Raw genomic sequence first — 22,564 nt, forward strand, 5'->3', positions numbered from 1 at the left:
TGTTGTGTTGGTTCACATGGTCAGCGCTGGACTGGTGCAACGAGCGACGCGCTTGCCGCTTGTGCAGCTGGATACAACAACTCGTGCATCTCCTCATCCCACACTTTGTGGCTGACGAAATAATCGAAATCGGTATGTTTGCCGAACTGCTTCTTGAACACATAAAGCGGATCGTCGGGGCTGCCGCTCGTCCCGCCGCCTTCATGGATCAGCTCCATGCCGCGCGTTTTCCCCCATTCCACAAGCGCATAGCGCAGCATCGCACTCGGTGCCAGCGCGTGATGCTGTGCATCCGTCCCCGACAAATGGATGTGAATCAACTTCCCGTAAAAGAAGTTCAACCCCATCCCGATGACGTTCCCTTCGTATTCGACTTCCACTAACAGCACGTACTTCCCCAAGTAATGCAGCAGGTTCCGGAAATACGCCGCATCAAAAAAATAGACGTCATCCGCCGCCTTCCGCTTCATCGTCTCGTGATACATCTCCTGGAACGCATCCAAGCTGTCCGGATTCGCGGTCACCCGGCACACCACCCCGGCCTCCAGCGCTTTTCGGATGCTCTTTTGCTTGGACTTGGAGAACTCTTCCTTGACTGGATCGCCAAAATCCTTCAAGTTCGTCCCCGTCGTCTTTCGCCGCAACGTCAGCGCGTAACAGACGCTGAAATCCGCGGCATTCCCAAGCACCGGATGAAACCGGACGAATTCACTGACAATGCGCTGCTCCTTGCAATACACCCTGAACGCCGCTTCGAACGCACGCACCAATTCCTTCTTCCCTCCGGTACACTGAGTGATCACCGGTCCCCCGTAGCCATATGGCGTGACCAGTTCGTAATACTCGTCCTCGCCCGTGCGCACAGGCACCGGCCGCTTGATGAACAAATGCCGGACCACTCCAAAATCGCTTCGGTGTTCAAAAACTGCACAGGCACCTTTCTCAATTCCTTCATACAGCAAGCCGTACTTTTCCTCGAAATATAAATCTAGCATGGTTTCCCTTCTTTCCCAAGACAGCCTTGCATCATTGCCTGTCGGTTCTCATACAAGACACGGAATTAATTCTTTATACCTAAATAAACGTTTGAAATCCTCTTTAAAAGTGATAATTTCCTTCATTATAGGCTGTTAGACCTTAATTGTCTATTAGTTTTTTAATAATTCTAACTTTTAAAGAATCTTCGCTTCTCGTTTCAATAATCTTGATAAAGCGTAAGAAGCACTGGCAGCGCATGATTCCAGCTCCCCAGTGTTAAGATATGTGTATGACATTTGGCACTTTCAAAAAACAGAAAAGACCACGAGGTGACGACATGAAAAGATTCTTAACCAAAAAGACGTTGGTGATCGCGCTTGCTTCACTCGCCATCTTATTGCTTCTGCTTCGGCGGATTTTATCTCTGGTCGCAGGACACGCTCGAGGCGATCGGTGCGGAGGGAATCGAGATAGAGGAAGTGGCACCCGAAGACGGCTGGTATGTGTATGAAGCAGCGGATGCAGCACAAGGGTTGGTTATTTACCCTGGCACAAAAGTTGAGCCGCAGGCATATGCCTATTTGGCACAGGGAATCGCAAAGCAAGGCATCACCGTGGCGATTCCTTCAGTAAGACTGAACTTGGCGATCTTTGATGTGTCGAAAGCGGATGAGATCATCGAGGCGCGCGATGAGCTCGACTGGTTCATTTCCGGCCATTCCATGGGTGGAGCGGCAGCGGCGATGTATGCGGATAAAAATCTGGACAGTGTCAGCGGACTCATCCTCCTCGGCGCCTACGCAGCAGGCAATGAAGGGTTAAGCGCATCTGACTTGCCGACCTTATCCATCGCCGGCTCAGAAGACGGACTCAGCACCCCTGCAAAAATCGAAGACAGCAGCGCCAACTTACCGGCGAACACCGAATTCATCGAAATCCCAGGCGGCAACCACGCCTACTTCGGCATCTATGGCAGCCAGTCCGGGGATAACGAAGCAGAGATGAGCGTGCGGGAGCAGCAGGAGATGATTGTGGGATTGATTGTTGAGTGGATGGAGAATGTGCGCTAAGGAATGATAAAAAGACCTCGCACCGCGGAATGTGGAGTTCCTGTGGGGTGAGGTCTTTTGGTTTTCTATTACTTTCAATAATTATTCCTAAAATTTTTTCATTCTATTTTCCAGAGATTCCCCATTTGGTCCCTGTGTTCACTTCAATTATGAATAGTTATCTTTCCAACTATTTATACGATCAAAAAGCTTCTAACTCCTTCATAATACTTACATCATTTTTCTTTCTATACAATTGTAGTGAATTGACTGAATCGTTTTTGGCACAGGGGCGCGATTCCATGGAAGCCAAAAAAAGCTGCCTCCGAAACCTTTGCGGTTTTTGGAGACAGCTTTTTGGGGGATGTTTTTATATGGAATAAGCTGTGTTAAGTTTGAAATATGGTCTACTTATCCTGATTCTTATAGCGAAGAAACTTCACCCGTCCCTAAAAAATCGAACGCTTTCCCCATATTTCTCTTCTTCGCTTCATCCAGGGCAAATTTCGCTACACTGATGTCCATTGCACCGGTGCCGATCGGAATGCAGATGACCCGCTTATTCTGGAAGTCTTCAATTCTCTTTTTCCCGATTGCCAGTTCCCCGATCGTCGCGTCAATATGTTCTTCAGTAATTTTGCCTTGTTCGTTCAAGTCTTTCAGTACGCCGCGGTGCAAACATTGCTCAATGTGATCGACGACAATGTGATCTGCATTCAGAATGAATTCGTTCTCGACTTCCTGATAGGACCCCATCGGGAAGACGACCGTTCCCGGCTGCACCCATTCATCCTTGAGGAAGCTGTCCTTCGATTGCGTTACACAAATGATCGTATCTACGTTTTGAGCAGCTTGCTGCGGATTTTCGGCAACTGTAATATTCCCTTTGACATAGGATTTCATCGATTCCTTGAAGTTTTCGGCTGCTTCATTGTAGATGTCATAGACGACCAATTCTTCGATTTCGAATACTTCGGCCAGCGCCATCGTCTGCGTTCTCCCCTGCATCCCGGCTCCGTACAGCCCGACTTTGATGCTCTTTTGGCCTTCTTTGATGTATTTCAATGCATTCGCTGTTTGGGCGCCTGTCCGGAAGTTCGTAATGAAGGCGCCGTCCATGACGCTGACGAAATTGCCAATTTGCGGATTGATCAATAGGATCATTGAAGTGATATACGGCAGTCCCAGCTCTTTCCGCTTCCCGAGCAGACCTCCAGCCCATTTGATTCCGGCAATATCCTGCCACCCGATGTACGCGGGCATCGCATTCATGAAGCCTTCGTACGGAGGGTATGCCGCTGTCTCACCTAAATCGAGCAATACCTTTGTCGGGTTTACGGTTTTTTCACGGCCCATATCCTGGAATGTTTTATCGACCAGATTCACGACATCTTTCATTGTGACAAGCTCTTTGATTTCTTCCTGGTTTAATAATATCGTCTGTTCCAAATCCATCGTCCCCTTCTAGTAATGCTTTTTAATATCCAAACCATCTCGGTATCGCCATTGACAACGGTTCAAAGAAGACAGTAAGTAAAATAACCGGGATAAACCCGAAAATAATGAACATCATCGTCGGTCTCACCACTTCACTGAACTTCGCATTCCCGACTCTCATACCGAAATAAAGTACGCTTGCATAAGGTGGCGTAATACCGCCCATTGCGAGGTTCACCGCCATAATTGCAGCAAAGTGAATCGGATCCACTCCATAACTGACTACCAGCGGCAATAATAAAGGCGCCGTCAAAATGATGGCAGTAGTATCGTTTACGATCATCCCCACGAATAATAAGAAAACCGTTACGATGATCAGAACAATAATCTTACTCTCAGTGATGTCTACGAACACTTCAACGAGTGTTTGAGGAATTCTCATATGAACGTAAGTCTGAGCAAGCAACAACGAGAAGAAAATCATTGTCATAATCGACCCGACAGAAGATGTCGAATCTTTGAAGAGCCCTACCAGGTTCTTGAATTTCAATTCACGGTAAAGCGCAATTCCGATGAATATCCCCAAAACACTCGCCACTGCAGCTGCTTCTGTCGGCGTGAAATAGCCGCCGTAAATACCGCCTAAAATGATGACCGGCAACAGTAAAGAAGGCAATGCAGCGAAAAAGATTCTGGATTTGCTGTTGGCTTCCCCCAGGAATTTGTAGTTCGCCTGCTTGGAAGCGTCAATATCATCAATGTTCTCATTGTATACATGACCTTTTGAAAAGTACTTTTTGGTATAAATCATATGTATCGCTATGAAAAGTACGATCAATAATAGACCCGGTCCGATAGTTGCTAAAAAAGAGCCCAACACAGAAGTTCCTGTCGCCCAACCATAAATAATGATCATGACACTCGGTGGTATGAGCGCTCCCAGGACTGAAGAAACACTCACCAATGCCGTCGAGTACCCACGAGAATATCCTTGACGGAGCATTCTCGGAATCATGATTTGGCCCACCGACGCTATTCCCGTAAATGAACTTCCAGAGATGGCACCGAGGAAACCGGATGTGAGTACAACAACTGCACCGATTGCCCCTTTAATTCTGCCAATAAACAAATTAGCAAACTTCAACAACCGGTCCGCTATTCCGCTGACACTGACAATGGAACCGAACAAAATGAATAATGGAACCGCTAATAAAGAGGGGCTGATGATCTGGTTGAAGCCCCATAAAGTGATGGTAATAAGCGGCAGGTCCCCAAAAATAATCATGAATATGACCGCTCCACCGAATGCGAACGGAAGGGGTGTCCCCAGAATCAACAGAACCAGTAACAATAGGATGTTCAATATGAACAGAAGCATCAGATCCCCCCTTCCTTACGAGATTTCCCAAAGTAGTTTCCTGCAGTTTTGATGCTGATGATCAAGTCGGCCAAAGTATAGATCGTCATCAGCAATAATCCGACGAACAGTGCTGATTCGATAAAGAACATCGGTATTGACAGAAGCGGACTGAGCTTCCACAAGTCAAATGAATACATGAGGAAGTTGAACATCCAATACGTCAATACAACTCCAATGGCCAGACTTACGATATTTTTCACGACATGGATAACAGTCAGTACGGCTTCGTTCTTCATAAAAACATCCAGGATATCTACAGAAATCTGGGATCTTTCCTGCGACGCGTTTGCCGAGCCAAGCATATACAGCCAAATCGTAGGGATAATGAGCAATTCTTCAATGCCCATCAGCGGAGCATTGAACGCTCTTAATAACACTTGGACAAAGACCAGGAGCAAAAGCATGATCATCATGAAGACGCCCAGGCTTTGCTGAATAAAAACCAGCTTAGAAGTCAGTCCTTTATAAGTTGAAATTCCTCTATCCAAAACTCCACTCCCTTACCTAAACTTTATTTCAGCCCTTAGTTTTCAATGCCTAATTCCGTTTTGATGTCCTGGAAAATTGAGCCGTATTCATCTTCGATCAGCGGCCAGACATCTTTGCGGACTTTGTCAGCAAACACTTTCACTTCTTCATCTGTCAATTCGATGACTTCTACTCCTTCTTCTTCAATTAACTCGTTGTACTTGTTTTGTTCTTCCTCTGCTTGCGCAAAAGCTTTCGTTTCAAATTCTTTTGCAACGTTCAGGATCGCTTCCTGATCTTTTTCACTCAGGCTTTCAAATTTGTCTTTGTTCACAGTCAGATAATGCGCTTCAAAATGTGTATTGATCGGCAGAACGTACTCCCCTAATTCGCTTAGTTGGTTGTAATACAATTCGGTTCCTCCGCCCAGAACGCCATCCACAACGCCCGTTTGCAGCGAAGTGAACATTTCTGAAGCCGGAAGCGGTGTTACGATGAATCCGATCCCTTTACCGAATTCTTCGAAAGACTTCATTGCGGGAACGCGGATTTTCAGGTCTTTACTGACTTCCGGATTTTTCGGATCAACCGCATCTTTAGCCAAGAATACAGAACCAAAATATTGCGGGTAAACAGCGAGTAATTTAATATTTTGTTTCTCCAATTGTTCAGACAGGTACTTATTCATCATTCCGTCTTCAGAGTTATATAATTGTTTTGCTTCTTCCCAGTTTGTTACGAGGTAAGGAGCAATTGCTACTTGAAGGGTCGGATCCACGCTTGTTCCGAGCGTCGCTAATTGCATTTCGATTTCTCCAGTGGAAACACTTTCCTGGACAAGCTGGTAGTCACCCAATTGAGAGTTGTCGTAGATTTCGATGTTCACTCTTCCTTCAGTGCTGTCCATTACGTTATCTACGAACTCATTCGCACTTACGTCCGTCCGTGTATCCGCTGGCCGGATGTGATTCAACTTCCATGTAACTTCCCCATCCCCATCAGCACTGCCAGAATCTCCTGAACCACATGCTGCCAAAACTGCCAAAGCCAAAATCAGAACCAAACTCAGAACCCATTTCTTTTGCATATCATTTCTCCTCCCTTTTCCTCTTGATTAAAACGCTTACATTTAATTGTTCAATTGTCCTACAATTGAACAATTAACATATTTTCATTATAATGCTTAAGGTTTAGAATGCAATGATTTTTTAGAAATTTTATTCTATTCGACCAAATAGACAAGATCACTAAAGATTCTCCAAATAAAAAAGTCCTATGATTAAGTCATAGAACTCTTAGCTGCATAAATTTTATTTTTTTGATTCTGTTAAATGGCTTTGAGCATTTTTCAAGTGATGGTACATCGCCTTTTTCGCTTCCTCTGCGCTGGCTGATTTAATAAAGCCAAAAATAGTTTTATGTTCTTCTATCTCTCCTAATAGATCTTGCAGATCATGGTTATCCATTATTACTTTTCTGAGCCCTAGAAGTTCTAACGTAATTGACTCCAGAAACTTCCACAGAATTTCGTTATTCGCAATTTTAGCGAGTTCCATATGAAAAGAAAAGCCTACTGTTGGAGTGTAATATGTACCGTTTTTAATTTGATCGATACTCGTTTCAATAATAATTTCCAAATTCTTAATATCTTTTTCAGTAGCATTTAAGGCAGCTCGATAAGTGAGTTCCGGTTCAATAATCAATCGAGTATCCATTAAAGACTCGTAAGTGCTATTTTGTCTCAGTATATTAATGAATTCCATTTTTTGTATATTTTGATGAGACTCTTCTAACACATGAGTTCCACTGCCAGCCTTTGAAGATATGATATTCAAATGTTCTAAAATCTTCAAGGCTTCTCTTATACTGTTTCTGCTTACTTGAAAGACTTTAGCCAGTTCGGTTTCAGTAGGTATTCGATCCCCCGCCACCCATTCTCCATTTTTAATCAGCGTTATAATTTGGTTCAAGACATCTTGGTAAATTAAGTTACGTGATGGTAGTTTATACATTTTATCCCCCTAAGAATTGAAATTCAGCAAAGTTCATTGAGTTTCTCTCAATTACGCTGCGTCCATATTCTTCAATTAATCATAACTAACAGATAAGCAGTTCGCAAGATTAATAAAAAAGAGGAGTATATTATAAAATTATGTTTCTTTCAGGACACTTCCTCATCCGCTGGACAGACCGTCAGACAGCGGAAAAAGCATTGAAAAGAAAAAAGATTGGTTCTCCCGGCGCTCAGTTGTCTGGCATATTATTAATTCCTTTGATAAAATCCGCTAATTTTTCGTTCCATTAATCAGCATAACCTTTTTTGCATATCTGCAGAAGTGAAGAATTTCTGGTGCTGATCTGGCGTTAAATAATATGCCGGCAGCTCCTTGACACCCATGCGCCCGGCTTTTGCCACACGATGATTGGCACGACAGACAGCTCAACTTGTTCAAGATTCTCCCCGATCCATTCCCTCGTCCGGGTGATGTTCCAGTTGAACGGAAAGCCTCCAAGTGTTTCCTCCCCTACGACCGGCGTGCACGGGACGAAATCAGGATCCAGTATCAGTTTCTTCACAGCTCCACCTGTTTCCTTCTTTATAGATCGAGAATACAATAATTCGATTTCAGAAAGAAACAACGCCAAGCGCTATCGGCACATTGGCCGCATTTACCAGAAGCGCTACTTCGCCAAAGCGGTCGACACGCGTCTTGGCCTGCTCACTGTCAGCAGTTACATCCACCGCAACCCGATCCAGACGAAAGTGCCCATGGTCGAGCGTCTCGAGCTGTATCCCTACAGCTCCTTTCCGCTCTACTGGGAGGAGACGCTCCCTGCGCCGGCATTCCTGGACCGGGAAGTTTTACGGGTTTTGCTGCCGGAGCCGTTCGCCAAGACCAACACCGCCTACTGCATGTACTGTCTGACGTACGATTAGAACGCGGAAGAAGATCCACACGAAGAAGACCTCGAGCCGCCGGACATGTAGTTCCGGTGGTTCGGGGTCTTTTCGGCTTCCTTTGGTTTTCAACATGAGTTTCCAGCAATTTCCCATTCGGTCCCTGTGAACACTTCAATTATGAATATTTACCTTTTTAGCTAATTATGCGAGATTAAGACTCTAAACACTTGGTAATAAAGGAATATTTTTTCTTTACATACAATTGTATTGAATAAACTGAATCGTCTTTAACACAGGGGCGCGATTTTTTCAATTTATTTATACCCAGACAGTATTAATCTTCAAAATTCTTCTCAAATCTCCAAGCATCCTGACACATATCAATAACATCTCGTTTAGCTTTCCATCCCAGTTCTCTTTCTGCTTTTGAAACATCTGCATAACAAGAAGCAATATCACCAGAGCGGCGTTCTGTAATTTCATAAGGAATATTAATTCCATTGGCTTTTTCAAAAGCTTTCACTAGCTCTAAAACACTAGCTCCTTTACCAGTCCCAAGATTAAAAATATTTACACCTTGCGTAAGATTATTTAATGCAGCCAGGTGGCCATCTGCTAAATCTGCAACATGAACATAATCTCGAACTCCTGTACCATCGGAAGTTGGATAGTCGTCTCCGAATATTTTTAATCCCTTCAATTTACCTTTAGCTACTTGAGTCACGTATGGCATCAAGTTATTCGGAATACCGTTTGGTGCTTCACCGATCAATCCACTCTCATGAGCACCGACAGGATTGAAATATCTCAGAATTGATACAGAGAACTCAGGATTTGCTTTAACAATATCTGTTAAAATACGTTCACTCATTGCTTTCGTTTCACCATATGGATTCGTAGTTGGCAAAAGATTCATCATCTCTGTAAATGGGACGTCAGGATTGTCTCCATATACTGTCGCTGAAGAGCTGAATACAAATTTGTGCACACCGTATTTAAGACAAGCATTGGCAAGAACCATTGTACTGACCAAGTTGTTGTAATAATAAGCTTGTGGCTTCTCTACAGATTCACCTACTGCTTTAAGTCCAGCAAAATGAATAACAGCATCTATCTTATAATTTTTAAAAATGACTTCAACAGCTTGAGTATCTGTTACATCAATTTCTCGGAAGTCTACTTCTTTATCTGTGATCCGTGAGATGTTTTCAATTGCCTCAAACTTACTGTTCGAAAGGTTATCAGCAATCATTACTTTGTGACCTGCTTCCAGCAAGGCAATGGATGTATGAGAACCTATATAGCCAGCTCCGCCAGTTACTAATATATTCATTAATTCAATCCTTTCTTTTAAAGTGATCATCTATACACCATTGTTACATCATTTCCAAGATATTCCTCAGCATCACCTTTCTTCTTTTATACAAAATGAACACATTACATCCAATAAACGGATATAAGCACACAAATTCACAAATTTCATCGAGTCGAATTTATGTGTTTAAATTTTTCGATCAACTAGGGTTTAGATAGAATAATTCCCCTATTTTTCTCTATTTCCATTTTTTCTAATAGATTTCATGTTCTTACCTTCTAAAATATCTGCAATTCTCTTACTAGCAAATCCATCACCGTAAGGATTGCTTGCTTTACTCATCGTTTCGTACTTCTCTTCATTTTCTAGCAACAATTTAAACGCGTCATAAATTGTTTCTTCTTCTGTTCCAACTAGCTCTAATATACCCGCTGCAATGCCCTCTAGGCGTTCAGTAGTATCACGCATAACTAATACAGGTTTCCTTAGACTTGGTGCTTCCTCTTGAATTCCACCGCTGTCAGTTAAGATAATATGCGATTTAGAAAGGAAGTTATGGAAATCGACTACTTCTAGTGGCTCGATAATTCGCACTTAATCCAAGTCGCCCAAGATTTCATTAGCAGCTTCTCTCACTAGTGGATTCATGTGGATTGGGTAAATTGCTTTAATGTCTGGAAACTCTTCAATTATTCTCTTGATGGCTCTGAACATATTTCTCATTGGCTCACCAAGTTTCTCTCTTCTATGAGCCGTAATCATGATGAGTCTGTTATATGCAACCCACTCAAATTGTTCATGAGTATATTCTTCAGTTACCGTCGTATTTAGAGCGTCAATTGCTGTGTTACCTGTAACAAAGATAGAAGCTTTATTCTTCCCTTCTCTGATCAAGTTCTCTTTAAAGATTTCGGTCGGTGCAAAGTTGTTATCTGCAACAATTCCCACTACCTGACGGTTAAACTCCTCAGGGTATGGAGAATGGATATCATAAGTTCTGAGACCGGCTTAGACATGCCCGACTGGAATCTGGAAGTAGAAACAAGCAAGAGCCGCAACAAATGTTGTTGAAGTATCGCCATGTACCAATACGATATCTGGCTTAACTTCCTCCAATACTTCTTTCATTTTCTCTAGAATAATGATTGTTACATTAAACAGCGTTTGCTTATCTTTGGTAATAGAAAGGTCGTAATCCAGAACAACTTCAAAAGCATCAAGCACTTGTTTGAGCATCTCTCTATGCTATCCAGTAACACGAACAATGGTTTCTAGACTATCTCTCATTTTTAGCTCTTGAACCAGTGGGCATATCTTAATCGCTTCTAGAAGCGTGATAAAACAACAATTCCTTTTTTGTAAATTTGAAAACCACGTTTCTTTATAGTTTATAGACTCCTTCAAGTTCACTTATATTCTTCATATCAAGAACCAATTTATCTTTCAACAAATCCATATTTTCTTTAATGTGATCATGACCAACCATAAGAACAACTATCTCAACTTCATTAATGAACTTTTTGAAATCCATTACTTGATCGTCAACCATTTGCTCTTTTACAAATGGATCAAATACTTTAACCCCAAATGCTAAATGCTCGTCCATTCTTTCGAGCAGCTGAAGCGTCGGGCTCTCTCTAGTATCATCCACATTTTCTTTATACGCTAAACCGTACAAGCCTACTTTAGTGATATCTTTGATATTATGTTCACGCATGATATCTCTAATACGGCCAAGTACATGTTCCGGCATAGAGTCATTAATCTTACGTGCAGATAGAATCAAGTTTGTTAAGTCAGGATAATCTCCAACTAAGAACCATGGATCAACTGAAATACAATGACCACCAACCCCAGGCCCTGGTTGAAGAATATTTACTCGTGGATGCTTGTTCGCAATTCTAATAATCTCATAGACATCCATACCATCATTGCGACAGATTTTAGCAAGTTCATTTGCAAAAGCAATATTTACATCCCGAAAAGTGTTTTCAACAACCTTAGACATCTCCGCAGAGCGAATATCTGTAAGCACGATATCCGACTTACAGAAGCTTGCATACAACTCTTTAATCATTGCAGCTACCTCTAAGTTATCTGCACCGATTGTTCTTGAGTTATGCTCAAGTTCGTAGACCATATTTCCAGGTATGATTCGTTCAGGAGCGTGTAGAAGGTGAACATCTTTACCAATCACAAAACCTCTCTCTTCAATTACCGGGCGAATGTGGCGGTCAATCGTCCCTGGAGAAATTGTCGATTCGATTATGATAGCTGCACCTTTTTCGCATACATCTAATACGCTTTTTACTGCCGAAATCACATATACTGGATCTAATTTCTTACTCTCTTCAATATAAGGCGTTGGTACTGCCAGAATATAAGTATCCGTTTTAAAATATTCTGTTGAGAATTCTATTCCATTAGCTTGGGCTGCTTCAAAGAGCTCCTTCAGCCCCTCTTCCTCAAAGAAAAGCTTCCCCTGACTCAAGGAATCAACTATTTCTTTTTTGTAATCTGTACCAACCACTTTTAACCCACTCTTAGCAAACATTAAAGCTGTTGGTAGTCCAATATATCCTAAACCAACAATATTAATTGATGACATAAAATTCTCCTTTGAAAATAATATAAAAAATATAGGCTAATAGTCTAAATTACTTTTTAAACTCATTGCTCTCATATTTTCTTGAATTTCTAATTCAGCCCCCTTCTTTCTAGAGTAATGAAATAATAAATCATTTGGATTAACTCTACTTATCGAGAAAAATATTTGTCAATTTCGATTAGTATAAATCAATTACTTCTCCAGAACATTTTTATATTTTTTCTTAGTCTTTTCGTTGACTACGATTTTATCACTTTTCAAATTTATTAAATCTCCCCATTCTTCTTGGTATCTATAAGGTGTAATATCGTGGGCTCCTCCTTGATGAAATGTGATTTCCCCGAAAATAATTTCTCCATCAATATTATAAAAATCAACTCGACAGGCAACAAATGGATTCGACAATTTTTCAGCATATTCAATCATACTCTTAAAATTCTTTGGCTTTTCCACCAAAGCCTCGTCAAAGTTCGGTCTCTTTAATTTAATTTTCATATTATTAAATCCTAAATCATATATGTTTCTTTTCGCGCCAGCATAATGTGTTCCATCGGCGGAAGTAGTCTCAATATCGACAGCCAAAAACTTTACTTTACCCTCAAAACAAAAAAATCTATAATCAACTAACCCAATTTTTGATTGTTCATCTATTAAAACTTTTTCACACATTATCTTTGGTACTATATTCTTATAATTCCACTCTCTAGAATTCCAGTAGTAATTTTTTTTCATAAACAAACTTAATTTATCCTTGACTTCCTTTATTGGAAATTCCTCTTTATTTTTACACCATATATTCCCATTTGAAAGGTGATTGCATTTCAAGAAAAATTCATTTGGCAATTCTTCTAAGGTGATATCTTTTGGATGATTATAAACAGCGTAAACCTCATTCAAAATATGCTCCAATCCACAGCTTTTCACATATTCTCTTGCTAAAACTTTGTCGGTGCAAATCGTAGTAAGAGGATCTCTATTGAATATATGAAGCCACCATAATTTTTCATTAAATGTTTTCGGGTTTTTTTCATCAAAATTATAACCATAATTCTTGCGAAAGTACCTTTTAGCAAAAGTTAAACTTGGCATAAGCTTAACTACTGTATTCTTCGACTCATGTAAAGAAACTTGAAACTTCATTTTAAATACTTCCTTTCATGTCTCAAATCAATTCTATAAGATTTTATATAAATTAATCTCAAATTCTACTTATCTTATAATCATACTTTTTCGTTTTTCTCATCACTGAAATTATTAAGTAAATATTTAATAGCGCACCTGAAACACTATATAAAATAATCGATAAAATATCGTTGCCAAAATAGTGTATTCCTATTAATAACATCCCTAACCTTATTACCAAACCCACATTCGTAAAGCTTAATAAAAATTTTTGTTCAAATATTACTGGTAAAGTTCTAACACTTGGATTATTTATAAAGACAAAAAATGACCAAAGTGACAACCATCTAGCGTATTCTCCTGCTACTCTCCATTCTTCTCCAAATATCCATCCGAAAATAAATGGACCAAGAATAAATATTAATCCGAATGGCATTATACCTACAACAACTAGCGCAGCAGTCGCTTTAGAAATTAACCTAGTGATATTTTCCTTATTATTTACTGCCTCTGCAACTCTAGGATAAAACACATCTCCAATTGCTTTCCCTAATAATTGTGAAGGCAACGATAGCATTCTTTGTCCTAATAAGTAAAATCCTGCACTTGCAGGACCAAAAGCAGAAGTTAACAACAAAAGCGGGAAGTTTTGAGTGATTCCGTTGATAAACATTTCAGGAGCTCTGTATTTTGGAAAATCCAAATATAATTTCGCGGTTTTCTTGAGTAAAGCTGCATTGGTTTTTTTTTTCAAATTTGAAATTAATTTTTTTGATGTTCCTTTCAGTAATAGCAGTATACTCAATAATTGGCCTACGGTAGTCAATAATACTAATGAAAAAGAAGTGGGACTTAATAACCCGATGCCAATTTTACTAAAATTCAACAAAACTGATTGTTGAAGGGTTGCTTTAGAATAAATACGAAAAAGTTTTTCTCTAATAATCCACTGATTTGTAACTTGAAGTGCTGCAGACAAGAATAAAAATATAGGGATAAATATTAAATAGTTTAATAGTACATTCATATTAAAGTGATTTAAAATTGGCTCTCCAAAAATCCATAGACCAATACCAATTATAATCGAAAAAACTCCTCCAATATATAAAGATATTTTAGCCACAGCTACTGCTACAGTTTCTTCTTTAGGCAGAATTATAGCCATAGGATAGGTAAAGCTAATAATAGATGACAGGAGGGCAGTAAACGCTATAAAAACTCCTAGAGTTCCAAATGCCTCTGGCCCATATAATCTAGTTATAAATGGAGAAAATATAACAGTAACTATTTGCGCAAGAATTGTTCCAGAAGCAACTGTCATAACATTTTTGGCGAATTTACCTTTCAAGATTTTACTGCTAATATAATTTTTAATATTGAAGATTCTAAACTTTCTATTCCAATAATCTTCATTCACATTTTATCCCCTCTAATCACACTATAATATGACAAAACCTTTTCTTAGGATTTCTAATATTTGTTTAAAGTCAAATTCACTGAATACTCGGTTTTTTTTAGCAGACTCCATCTATGATTACCTATTAATTAAAACAGTTATAAATTCAGATGAGCAAAAAAAAGAAATATAGTCATCTAAGTTGAATTTTGTTTGATTAAAATTATTTCAATTTAGTTAGTATAATTTTTTCGCTTAGTATAGTTATAATATCCTTTCGAATTCTCTAGTTATATTTCTATAATCATACTTTCTAACAAATTCTCTATTGGGTTGAAAAGATGTTGGTTTTTTATTTTTGTATAAATCATATTCTAAAGAAATATAATCTTTCAATTGTATTTGATCTTTATCATAATTAGCTTCTTCAAAAAAAACCCCAATTTTTGATTTTTCTATCACCTTAGCGACTTCACTATTTGCTAAATCTCCATTAATAATTGCGATAATAGGTTTTTTCAATAACATATACTCTAAAAACTTCCCAGGAAATACACCAATTTCTTTTTTACTATTCCAAGTAGAAAGGACTAGAAATCTAGATATTTGCTGTAAATTAATACTTTCCTCTCTAGTTACATAACCATGATCTATTAGTATATCTTGTAAATTATGTTTAAGTGCTTGTAACTTTAAAGCATTAAAATCATTTCCAGCATAATTAAACTCCACTTCATTTTTATCTAATTTTCCTTCATCTATTAGTTCTCGAATTACTAAGAAAAGTGACGAAAGATCTCTTTTTCCATTGTATAAATATCCGGTATATGCAAACGAGAACTTTCTAGGATTAACGAAGTTTGCTGGATAGTCATCTTTGTCATATCCGTTTGTGATAACTTCAGCTTTAAACCTATGCTTTTCTTTAATAATTCTTTTTAAATACCCCTCCGAAACAGAAATAATTTTATCAGCCTCTTTGCAAGCCTTACTTTGTATAAATTTATGAATAAAATTAATTAATTTCGGAAAAGTGTCAACTACCATCGGATCTCTAAAATCACAAATCCATTTAGTACTCTTTAACCTCTTTTTATAATATAACCCGCAAAGGACTGAAGATAGAGGGCCATACGTTGTTAGGACTACATCATATTTTTCATCATTTTTTTTTACATGTTTTCTAAATTTCAACAAAAAGTCAAGTGCAACAAAAATATTTAGTAATAGAAAAATCAAGTGCTTAATTTTTTTCTTCGCTTCTCTTCCCCCGAAATATACCTTTCCTTCTTTTGAAATAGTAGGAACCCCATTGTTTTTTTCGGTTATTCCTCTTCCCCTATTTAAATATTTCTCGATTATACTAGAATGTTTTAATTCATATATTTTTATTCCTTTAAGGTCATCTAAACTCCTCTTATCTATATTTTTCTTATTAGAAGTTGTGATTACATCTATTTTATGACCTTCCTTTAAAAAATATTTAGCTAATTTAGTTGGCCTGACAGCTCCAATTGCATTCTCAGGTGCAAACAAATAACTAACGATTAATACTTTCTTCATAATATCCACCTTGTAATATCTATTTTTTTTGCTTTATTACGCCACTACTGTTGACTAAAATAAACGCTAAAATTATAGCATTCCAAAAGAATCTTTTATTTATTGCATCAATGAAGAAACTCGGGGCTGTTCCAGCAATTAGAATAAGCAGTGCTAAATATGATTTTGTTCTAAATATTTTTAGAAGTAATAAAATAAAAATGAATAAAAATAATGAAACTCCAACTAATCCTACATCATTTAACATATTCAAAAATGTATTATGTACAACAACAGGAGAATTTCCCCAACCATTTCCAAAAAATAAGTTTTCTTTAATCCTTTCCCAAGTTACCTTCCATATTATTGAACGATGTGAACCATCTTCATAAGAGTTGAAATTAAAAAGTCTTTCCCTAATACTTATTGATAAAAATTTCATAGTTAAGAAGAATCCACTAAAAATTATTATTATTACTGCAGTATACTGTTTTAATAAGACTTTAATATTTCCTAAAAAAAATGAAATTATCATACTGGTCAAAAATACTAAGGTTAGCGAGAGAAGTCCTCCACGAGATCCTGTCATTAAAATTGCTAAAAAATTTATTGATAGTATGATTAAATAAAATAACTTATACTTTTTCTCGAATATTAAATAATAAACTGCAATAGTGAACCCAACCAAGTGAAAAGCAGCTAAATTATTTGGATCAATCTGTACACCAAATAGAGTTAGTACTTGTCTTTGTTCAACACCTGCATAGGCTTCTGAAAAAAAAATGCTGAGCGTTGCTAGTGAAAAGCTTGATATCAAAGAAACTTTAACTAATAAAAGCGTAAACTGTTTATTGAAATTAACGGCTGTAAATGCAATAAATAAACCTATCATACCTATATATGCAAATATATGATTTTTGACTGTACTACTTAGTCCCAGAGGAGACCATAATATTGAAGCAACCATTATAGTAAACCAGGCTAATATTAATATATGATATTTTCTTATATACACTGATTTATAAGAAATTAGCAGCATTAAGATTAATGCGAATATATAGTATTTCAATAATGAGGATCCTAAAATTCCATTGAGATATCCTTCATAAAAACTAAGGAAAAAGTAGCCGCCAATAATGATACTTAGTAGAAAACTAGGAGTATACAAACTATTTGTTTCTTTTATCGAATAATTATGGGTATTATTTTTCAATTTATTTCACCCTTCAAAAGGAAGTTCTTTTAAGAAGACTGTACTATCCTTTAAAAATACTAAAACATTCGAAACAACAAATCACTTTCATTTTGCAGCTTTTATGTTTTAAATAAATATGTTGAAGATACTATTGCAATTTAGAAATTTAGAACTCCATTCACCATTTTAAATAGTTAATAATAAGTTCCCTCCAAATTAAAAACATTTAAAGACTCTAAACATGATTTTGATAGCTTTTCAATTAAAATTCTCTATTATATTTGCAGGTAGTTGTCTTACCCTCTAATCAAAAGTATTTCTGTCAATTTCCAAGAACCTTCTTAAAAAAATTTTCGTAATTAACCTCAGAATTGTAGTAAGTTTTACAATGAATAAATGCACTTTCTCTCATCTTTGCCATTTTATTTTCATTATCATTATCTTTAACGAATTGAATTAAAGAATCCGCAATTTCCTTAGGAGTGGGATTAGATTTTAATAGAATTCCATTTTCATTATTCTTAATTATTTCTGATATACCACCCACGTCTCTTGCCATACTCGGAATTCCATTAATTGCAGCTTCCATTATCGATACTGGAACCCCCTCTATATCACTGAGATTTATAAATAAATTCACAAAATTTTCATTATAATATTTCAAGACATCTTTATTTTGGACGTGTCCTTTAAATTCATATTTAATATTCTTTTTATTATTCAGCATTTCAAATGCAAAATTTTTAGTAGCGTCTAATAATTCTCCATCACCAAAGTGAACCCATTGTATGATAATATTTTCAGGCAAATAACTTAATGCAAGAATTAACAAATCGAGTCGCTTTAAAGACACTACGTTTGAACAACTTACTAGTGTAAAATTTTTTGTGGATTTCAACCATAATTTCTCGTAATGTTTTTTGTTAAAATTTTCTTCCTCGACTTTTATCCCCAACCTTGAAATTAATTGCTTTGAACTTATACTTATATTTAATTTTTCCAACATTTTATTATATTCAGCTTGTGTATACTCAGAAATGAAATAAGTTTCATCGATATACATTTCTAGTTCGCTTCTAAAAGGAATATAAAGAGTCTCATCTCTTACTTCAAAAGCATGACATCTTGCTATTACTTTCCCTTTGAATCCTGAAGATTTATATTTTGCAATTGCTGTTGCCATATCTGACATCCAATAAGAGTAAAGAATCAAATGTTGATTTTCTTTTGGCACAGTATTTTTTAGAAATAGTTCTACTCTTTTAGTAATCATTAACGATCTAAACAAACTCGTTAAAACTCCCTTAAAGGAATATTTTTTCACCAACTTATTTCGTTTAATAAATCGTAATTCATTGAAATTTTTTTGTTTGAATAGGCTAGCAAGTGCAAAGAAAAAGCATGTCAAATATCGATATTTTCGATCTAGCTTGACTACGTTAATTCCCTCTGGAATTCTTCTCGTTAAGCTCTTATTCTGTCCCATTGAAACTATTGTAATTTCACTAAAGTACTTCGAAATCTCTAATAACTCGCTCTCCAAAAAAGTTTCAATTTTTCCGAACGGAAAATCTTGTGTGAAAATAAAGATTTTATTGATAGTCATTCTCCCCTATCTCATTGCCCTAAAAAATTTTTCGTGTTCTTTATCTAAAAGTTCTGTGTATTCTCGAACTATATCTTTGTAGTCGAAATTTTCTTTCACAAAACTAGTTGCATTGTTTTTATAAACTTCTATTTCCGTTTTACTCATTACAGCAAATTCCATTATCTTTTCCCTTATATCTTGTTCTGAATTTTTTTTAAATACTTTGCCATTCATATGTGATAGTCTATCTTTGTTGATATTGTTGTCTTCAGCCACTACTGGTAAACCACAGGCTTGTGCGTCAAAGAAGCTTAAACTGCATTGACGAGGAAATATACACAAATCTGCACTTTGATAATACTTAGCAAGATCAATATACTTTTGTGTCGGAAATCTTAGAATTTTATTCTTAGAGTTCATGAATATTTCCTCAACTTCACGTCCATAATCTCCTTGCGAGTTTCCTACAACAATTAGAACAATTTTTCGCTTTATTTCTTTAAATCTTTCTGAAAAAGCAGTTGCTAAAAGTTTCCCTCCCTTTGTCTCGTCTAATTTACCTGTATATATAATCACGAAATCTTCATTGGATAAACCGTTTCCTTCTCTAAAAGCAGTTCGCTCCTTGTCATTCGGATGAAATAATAAGGTGTCTGATCCTACTGAGATCCATGGGCTTAGACTAAGAGGAATGCCTAAATATCTTTCAACATAATTGTCATCTTGCGTTCTTATCACTTTTACTTCATTTTCAACAATAATCGGCGTAACAAATAGCTTGTATAGATTTTTAAAAACTTTACTAAATCTATTTTTTGAAGCCATTTCGAGCATATGACTATCTAAGACTAAAGGATATTTTAGTTTCTTAAGCCTTAAAATATATTGGATCCCAATTAGGGTGTCGTTCCCATGAACATAAAGTATATCAGGTTTTAATTCTTCTACTTTTGTGAAAATAACTTTCTTAAATACTGCTCTTCCACTTAAAAACCTTTTTATCGGAAGTCGTATTATTTTTACTCCGGTCTCTTTTTCATATCTTTTATCCGCTTTTTCAATATTTTCTTTGCCAAAAAAACTTGTTAATCCATCTGGAACTTTTTCCATTTCAGAAGTAATAACAATAACTTCATGGCCTAGTTTTACCATATATTTGGGTAATATATTTATTTGATACCCTGCCTCTGGGTGAAAGAAATCTTCTATATGAATGATTTTCAATTTTTTTCATCACCTTTATAACATTTGATATACTCTTTAAATTTGCTGTTTTTGTCGAATTGTAATGAATAGTCTCGGTACTCTTTTCTATTGAACTCGGATTTTTGAATAGATTTTATTACTTTGTACAATTCTTCGACATTTTCTTTTTCAATTACAAAGTTCTTGTCTCTTACACTTTCTGGACTACCTCCTGTATCGAATGTAATTACAGGAGTTCCACAAGCTAATGCTTCAATGTTAGTTGTAGGGAAGTTATCTTCAAGAGTTGGATTTACAAAGACATTAGCGCTAGAGTATATTTCTGCTAACTCTTTGACACTATTCGTTCGCTCAATTGCAATTATATTATCGGGAAGCACTTTTTTTTGTTCATTTGATATACCAACTAAAACAATAGATTTATCAGAACTAATTTTCTTTGATAGTTCTAAGAAGAATTCCAAGCCTTTTCTTTTCTCCCATACACTTGCTACCCCTAAAATAATAAACTTATCATTTATTTGATTTTTCACTTTAAAATTCCCTATTGTTGGTTTGAAGTTTTCTAAATTTATTCCGTTATTAATTACTTTCACTGGATATTCACTTAAGAAAGATTCTTTTACCAATTCTGCAAGCCATATTGAAGGTGTAACAATGGTCAAGTCTTTAACCCCAGTGAAGGCAATTTTCTTTCTTCTGAAATTATTTTTTGAGTTATTAATTCCCCAACTGGCTGGATAGCTACCCGGCTGAATACATTTATTGTCTCCATCTAATTTCCAACAATCACACCCTACATAATCAAAATAAGCACAATGTCCTGTAAAAGCCCAACAATCATGTAAAGTCCAAACTACTTTTTTATCTGCGATTTTCAAGTACTTGAAAAGTATCTCTACATTAATATAGTATCCGTGAATATTATGTAAATGAATAACATCTGGATTAATTTTTTCTATTTTCCTAATTAATTCTTTTGTTGCTCGTGTAGATGAAAAACCATGCTGATCTAACATCCTGGTTTTAGCGACGTGAATATAGTTATCTATTTTATTCCCTATTTTAATTGTTTTTTCGCAATTTATTGCATCTCCTCGACCAAATGCAATCCAGCTTTCATATCCTTGCTGCTTTAGGAGTGAATGTATATCCGTAGCAATTCTACCTGTACTTCCCGTGCCACAGACTGAATTAATTTGCAATACCTTCATGATTTCCTCCATACAACTCTATTCACATAATGCGTATAAGACAGAATAATTCTAACCACTTTATCCGATACATTTGGCATCGAATAGTCCGCAACTTGTCTCAATGTTCTTTCTTTTTGCGTCTCTAAAACAGTCAACCCTTGAAGGATTCTCTCTTTATCAAGTCCAATCATCATTACTGAACCTTCTTCCATTGCTTCTGGTCTTTCATGAGCTTCACGGATGTTAAGTGCTTTGAATCCAAGAATCGAAGATTCCTCGCTGATTGTTCCACTGTCGCTTAGAACTGCCTTGGCTTTCGCTTGCAGCTTTACATAATCATTAAACCCGAGTGGCTTCATCATTTTTATAAATGAATTAAACTTGATTCTTTTAGAATCAATCATCTTTTGTGTTCTTGGATGCGTGCTCATAATAATCGGCATCCTATACTTCTCCGCAATTGCGTTTAAGCTATCACATAGATTCATGAAATTCCTTTCGGAGTTGATATTTTCTTCTCGATGAGCTGACACTACGAAGTATGTATCTTCTTTAAGATTCAACCTTTGAACTATATCTGATTTTTCAATGTCTTCTTTTCTTGATTTCAGCACTTCAAACATTGGACTACCTGTCTTAATAATACGATCTGCTGGCAAGCCTTCTTTGAGTAGATACTCTCTTGCGATATCACTGTATGTTAGATTGATATCTGCAGTATGATCCACGATCTTTCTGTTGGTTTCTTCTGGAACACGCTGATCGAAGCAACGGTTGCCTGCTTCCATATGGAAAATTGGAATTTGTCTTCTCTTCGCTGCAATTGCACTTAGACAACTGTTCGTGTCTCCTAGTACTAACATTGCTTCTGGTTGTGCCTCTTCAAGAATTGGATCGATCTTTACGAGGATGTTGCCAATCGTCTCCACTGCTGTACCGTTTGCTGCATTCAAGAAATAGTCTGGCTTTCTAAGCTTGAAGTCTTCGAAAAATACTTCATTCAGCTCATAATCATAGTTTTGGCCAGTGTGGACCAGAATATGCTCGATTGCATTCGATTCTTCCAATTTATTAATAACAGCGGACAAGCGGATAATCTCTGGCCGCGTTCCCACAACTGTCATGACTTTTAGTTTTTTCAT

Annotated in this window: 18 protein-coding genes and 1 pseudogene; 2 read left to right on the top strand and 17 right to left on the bottom strand. The window is 37.0% G+C overall.

The features are described from left to right. Positions 1 to 20: 20 nt before the first annotated feature. Positions 21 to 995 (bottom strand): GNAT family N-acetyltransferase, encoded by a 975-nt coding sequence (locus GIW82_RS06765; RefSeq protein ID WP_154749090.1) that lies wholly within the window; start codon positions 993 to 995, stop codon positions 21 to 23. Between the two features lie 360 nt (positions 996 to 1,355). Here GIW82_RS06765 and GIW82_RS06770 point away from each other — a divergent pair, with 360 nt between their 5' ends. Then, on the top strand, positions 1,356 to 2,048 hold the full coding sequence (locus GIW82_RS06770; RefSeq protein ID WP_154749091.1) for an alpha/beta family hydrolase: 693 nt from the start codon (positions 1,356 to 1,358) through the stop codon (positions 2,046 to 2,048). A gap of 402 nt (positions 2,049 to 2,450) precedes the next feature. Here the strand turns inward: GIW82_RS06770 and GIW82_RS06775 are convergent, their stop codons facing one another. From GIW82_RS06775 to GIW82_RS06795, 5 genes are all read right to left on the bottom strand, one after another. Continuing rightward, entirely contained in the window at positions 2,451 to 3,476 is a 1,026-nt protein-coding gene (locus GIW82_RS06775) for an ornithine cyclodeaminase family protein (protein ID WP_154749639.1), read from the bottom strand. A gap of 28 nt (positions 3,477 to 3,504) precedes the next feature. Next, positions 3,505 to 4,842, bottom strand: coding sequence for a TRAP transporter large permease (locus GIW82_RS06780; protein ID WP_230309213.1), 1,338 nt, complete (start codon positions 4,840 to 4,842; stop codon positions 3,505 to 3,507). Further along, the gene (locus GIW82_RS06785) at positions 4,842 to 5,372 is read right to left on the bottom strand and encodes a TRAP transporter small permease (RefSeq protein ID WP_154749093.1); all 531 of its coding nucleotides are present in this window, start codon (positions 5,370 to 5,372) and stop codon (positions 4,842 to 4,844) included. Before GIW82_RS06785 ends, GIW82_RS06780 begins: the two co-directional genes overlap by 1 nt. Positions 5,373 to 5,407: 35 nt before the next feature. Continuing rightward, a complete protein-coding gene (dctP, locus tag GIW82_RS06790; protein ID WP_154749094.1) occupies positions 5,408 to 6,439 on the bottom strand; it encodes a TRAP transporter substrate-binding protein DctP in 1,032 nt (343 codons plus the stop codon). 223 nt (positions 6,440 to 6,662) lie between these two features. Then, a complete protein-coding gene (locus tag GIW82_RS06795; RefSeq protein ID WP_154749095.1) occupies positions 6,663 to 7,364 on the bottom strand; it encodes a FadR/GntR family transcriptional regulator in 702 nt (233 codons plus the stop codon). 407 nt (positions 7,365 to 7,771) lie between these two features. On the opposite strand from GIW82_RS06795, the gene GIW82_RS14855 reads away from it, so the two are divergent. Beyond that, complete coding sequence (locus tag GIW82_RS14855; RefSeq protein WP_230309215.1) at positions 7,772 to 8,290, top strand: hypothetical protein; 519 nt, start codon at positions 7,772 to 7,774, stop codon at positions 8,288 to 8,290. Positions 8,291 to 8,588: 298 nt separating this feature from the next. Here the strand turns inward: GIW82_RS14855 and galE are convergent, their stop codons facing one another. The 11 genes and pseudogenes from galE to wecB (GIW82_RS06855) all read right to left on the bottom strand — a co-directional run bounded on the left by galE (position 8,589) and on the right by wecB (GIW82_RS06855) (position 22,564). Further along, the gene (galE, locus tag GIW82_RS06805) at positions 8,589 to 9,587 is read right to left on the bottom strand and encodes a UDP-glucose 4-epimerase GalE (protein WP_154749096.1); all 999 of its coding nucleotides are present in this window, start codon (positions 9,585 to 9,587) and stop codon (positions 8,589 to 8,591) included. A gap of 210 nt (positions 9,588 to 9,797) precedes the next feature. After that, a pseudogene (gene wecB / locus GIW82_RS06810) lies at positions 9,798 to 10,961 on the bottom strand (non-hydrolyzing UDP-N-acetylglucosamine 2-epimerase). Continuing rightward, positions 10,951 to 12,177, bottom strand: coding sequence for a nucleotide sugar dehydrogenase (locus tag GIW82_RS06815; protein WP_154749097.1), 1,227 nt, complete (start codon positions 12,175 to 12,177; stop codon positions 10,951 to 10,953). Before GIW82_RS06815 ends, wecB (GIW82_RS06810) begins: the two are co-directional and overlap by 11 nt. 192 nt (positions 12,178 to 12,369) lie before the next feature. Next, the gene (locus GIW82_RS06820; RefSeq protein ID WP_154749098.1) at positions 12,370 to 13,317 is read right to left on the bottom strand and encodes an ATP-grasp fold amidoligase family protein; all 948 of its coding nucleotides are present in this window, start codon (positions 13,315 to 13,317) and stop codon (positions 12,370 to 12,372) included. A gap of 58 nt (positions 13,318 to 13,375) precedes the next feature. After that, on the bottom strand, positions 13,376 to 14,716 hold the full coding sequence (locus GIW82_RS06825; protein WP_154749099.1) for a lipopolysaccharide biosynthesis protein: 1,341 nt from the start codon (positions 14,714 to 14,716) through the stop codon (positions 13,376 to 13,378). Between the two features lie 243 nt (positions 14,717 to 14,959). Further along, entirely contained in the window at positions 14,960 to 16,258 is a 1,299-nt protein-coding gene (locus GIW82_RS06830) for a glycosyltransferase family protein (protein WP_154749100.1), read from the bottom strand. A gap of 19 nt (positions 16,259 to 16,277) precedes the next feature. After that, positions 16,278 to 17,450 (bottom strand): O-antigen ligase family protein, encoded by a 1,173-nt coding sequence (locus GIW82_RS06835; protein WP_154749101.1) that lies wholly within the window; start codon positions 17,448 to 17,450, stop codon positions 16,278 to 16,280. 304 nt (positions 17,451 to 17,754) lie between these two features. Further along, entirely contained in the window at positions 17,755 to 19,038 is a 1,284-nt protein-coding gene (locus GIW82_RS06840) for a glycosyltransferase (RefSeq protein ID WP_154749102.1), read from the bottom strand. A gap of 6 nt (positions 19,039 to 19,044) precedes the next feature. After that, entirely contained in the window at positions 19,045 to 20,244 is a 1,200-nt protein-coding gene (locus tag GIW82_RS06845) for a glycosyltransferase family 4 protein (RefSeq protein WP_154749103.1), read from the bottom strand. Then, complete coding sequence (locus GIW82_RS06850; RefSeq protein WP_154749104.1) at positions 20,241 to 21,440, bottom strand: glycosyltransferase; 1,200 nt, start codon at positions 21,438 to 21,440, stop codon at positions 20,241 to 20,243. The genes GIW82_RS06845 and GIW82_RS06850 overlap by 4 nt, the downstream gene beginning before the upstream one ends. Next, positions 21,437 to 22,564, bottom strand: coding sequence for a non-hydrolyzing UDP-N-acetylglucosamine 2-epimerase (gene wecB / locus GIW82_RS06855; protein WP_154749105.1), 1,128 nt, complete (start codon positions 22,562 to 22,564; stop codon positions 21,437 to 21,439). Before wecB (GIW82_RS06855) ends, GIW82_RS06850 begins: the two co-directional genes overlap by 4 nt.

It is taken from the genome of Planomicrobium sp. YIM 101495 (genome assembly GCF_009707665.1).
Lineage (GTDB): Bacteria > Bacillota > Bacilli > Bacillales_A > Planococcaceae > Planococcus.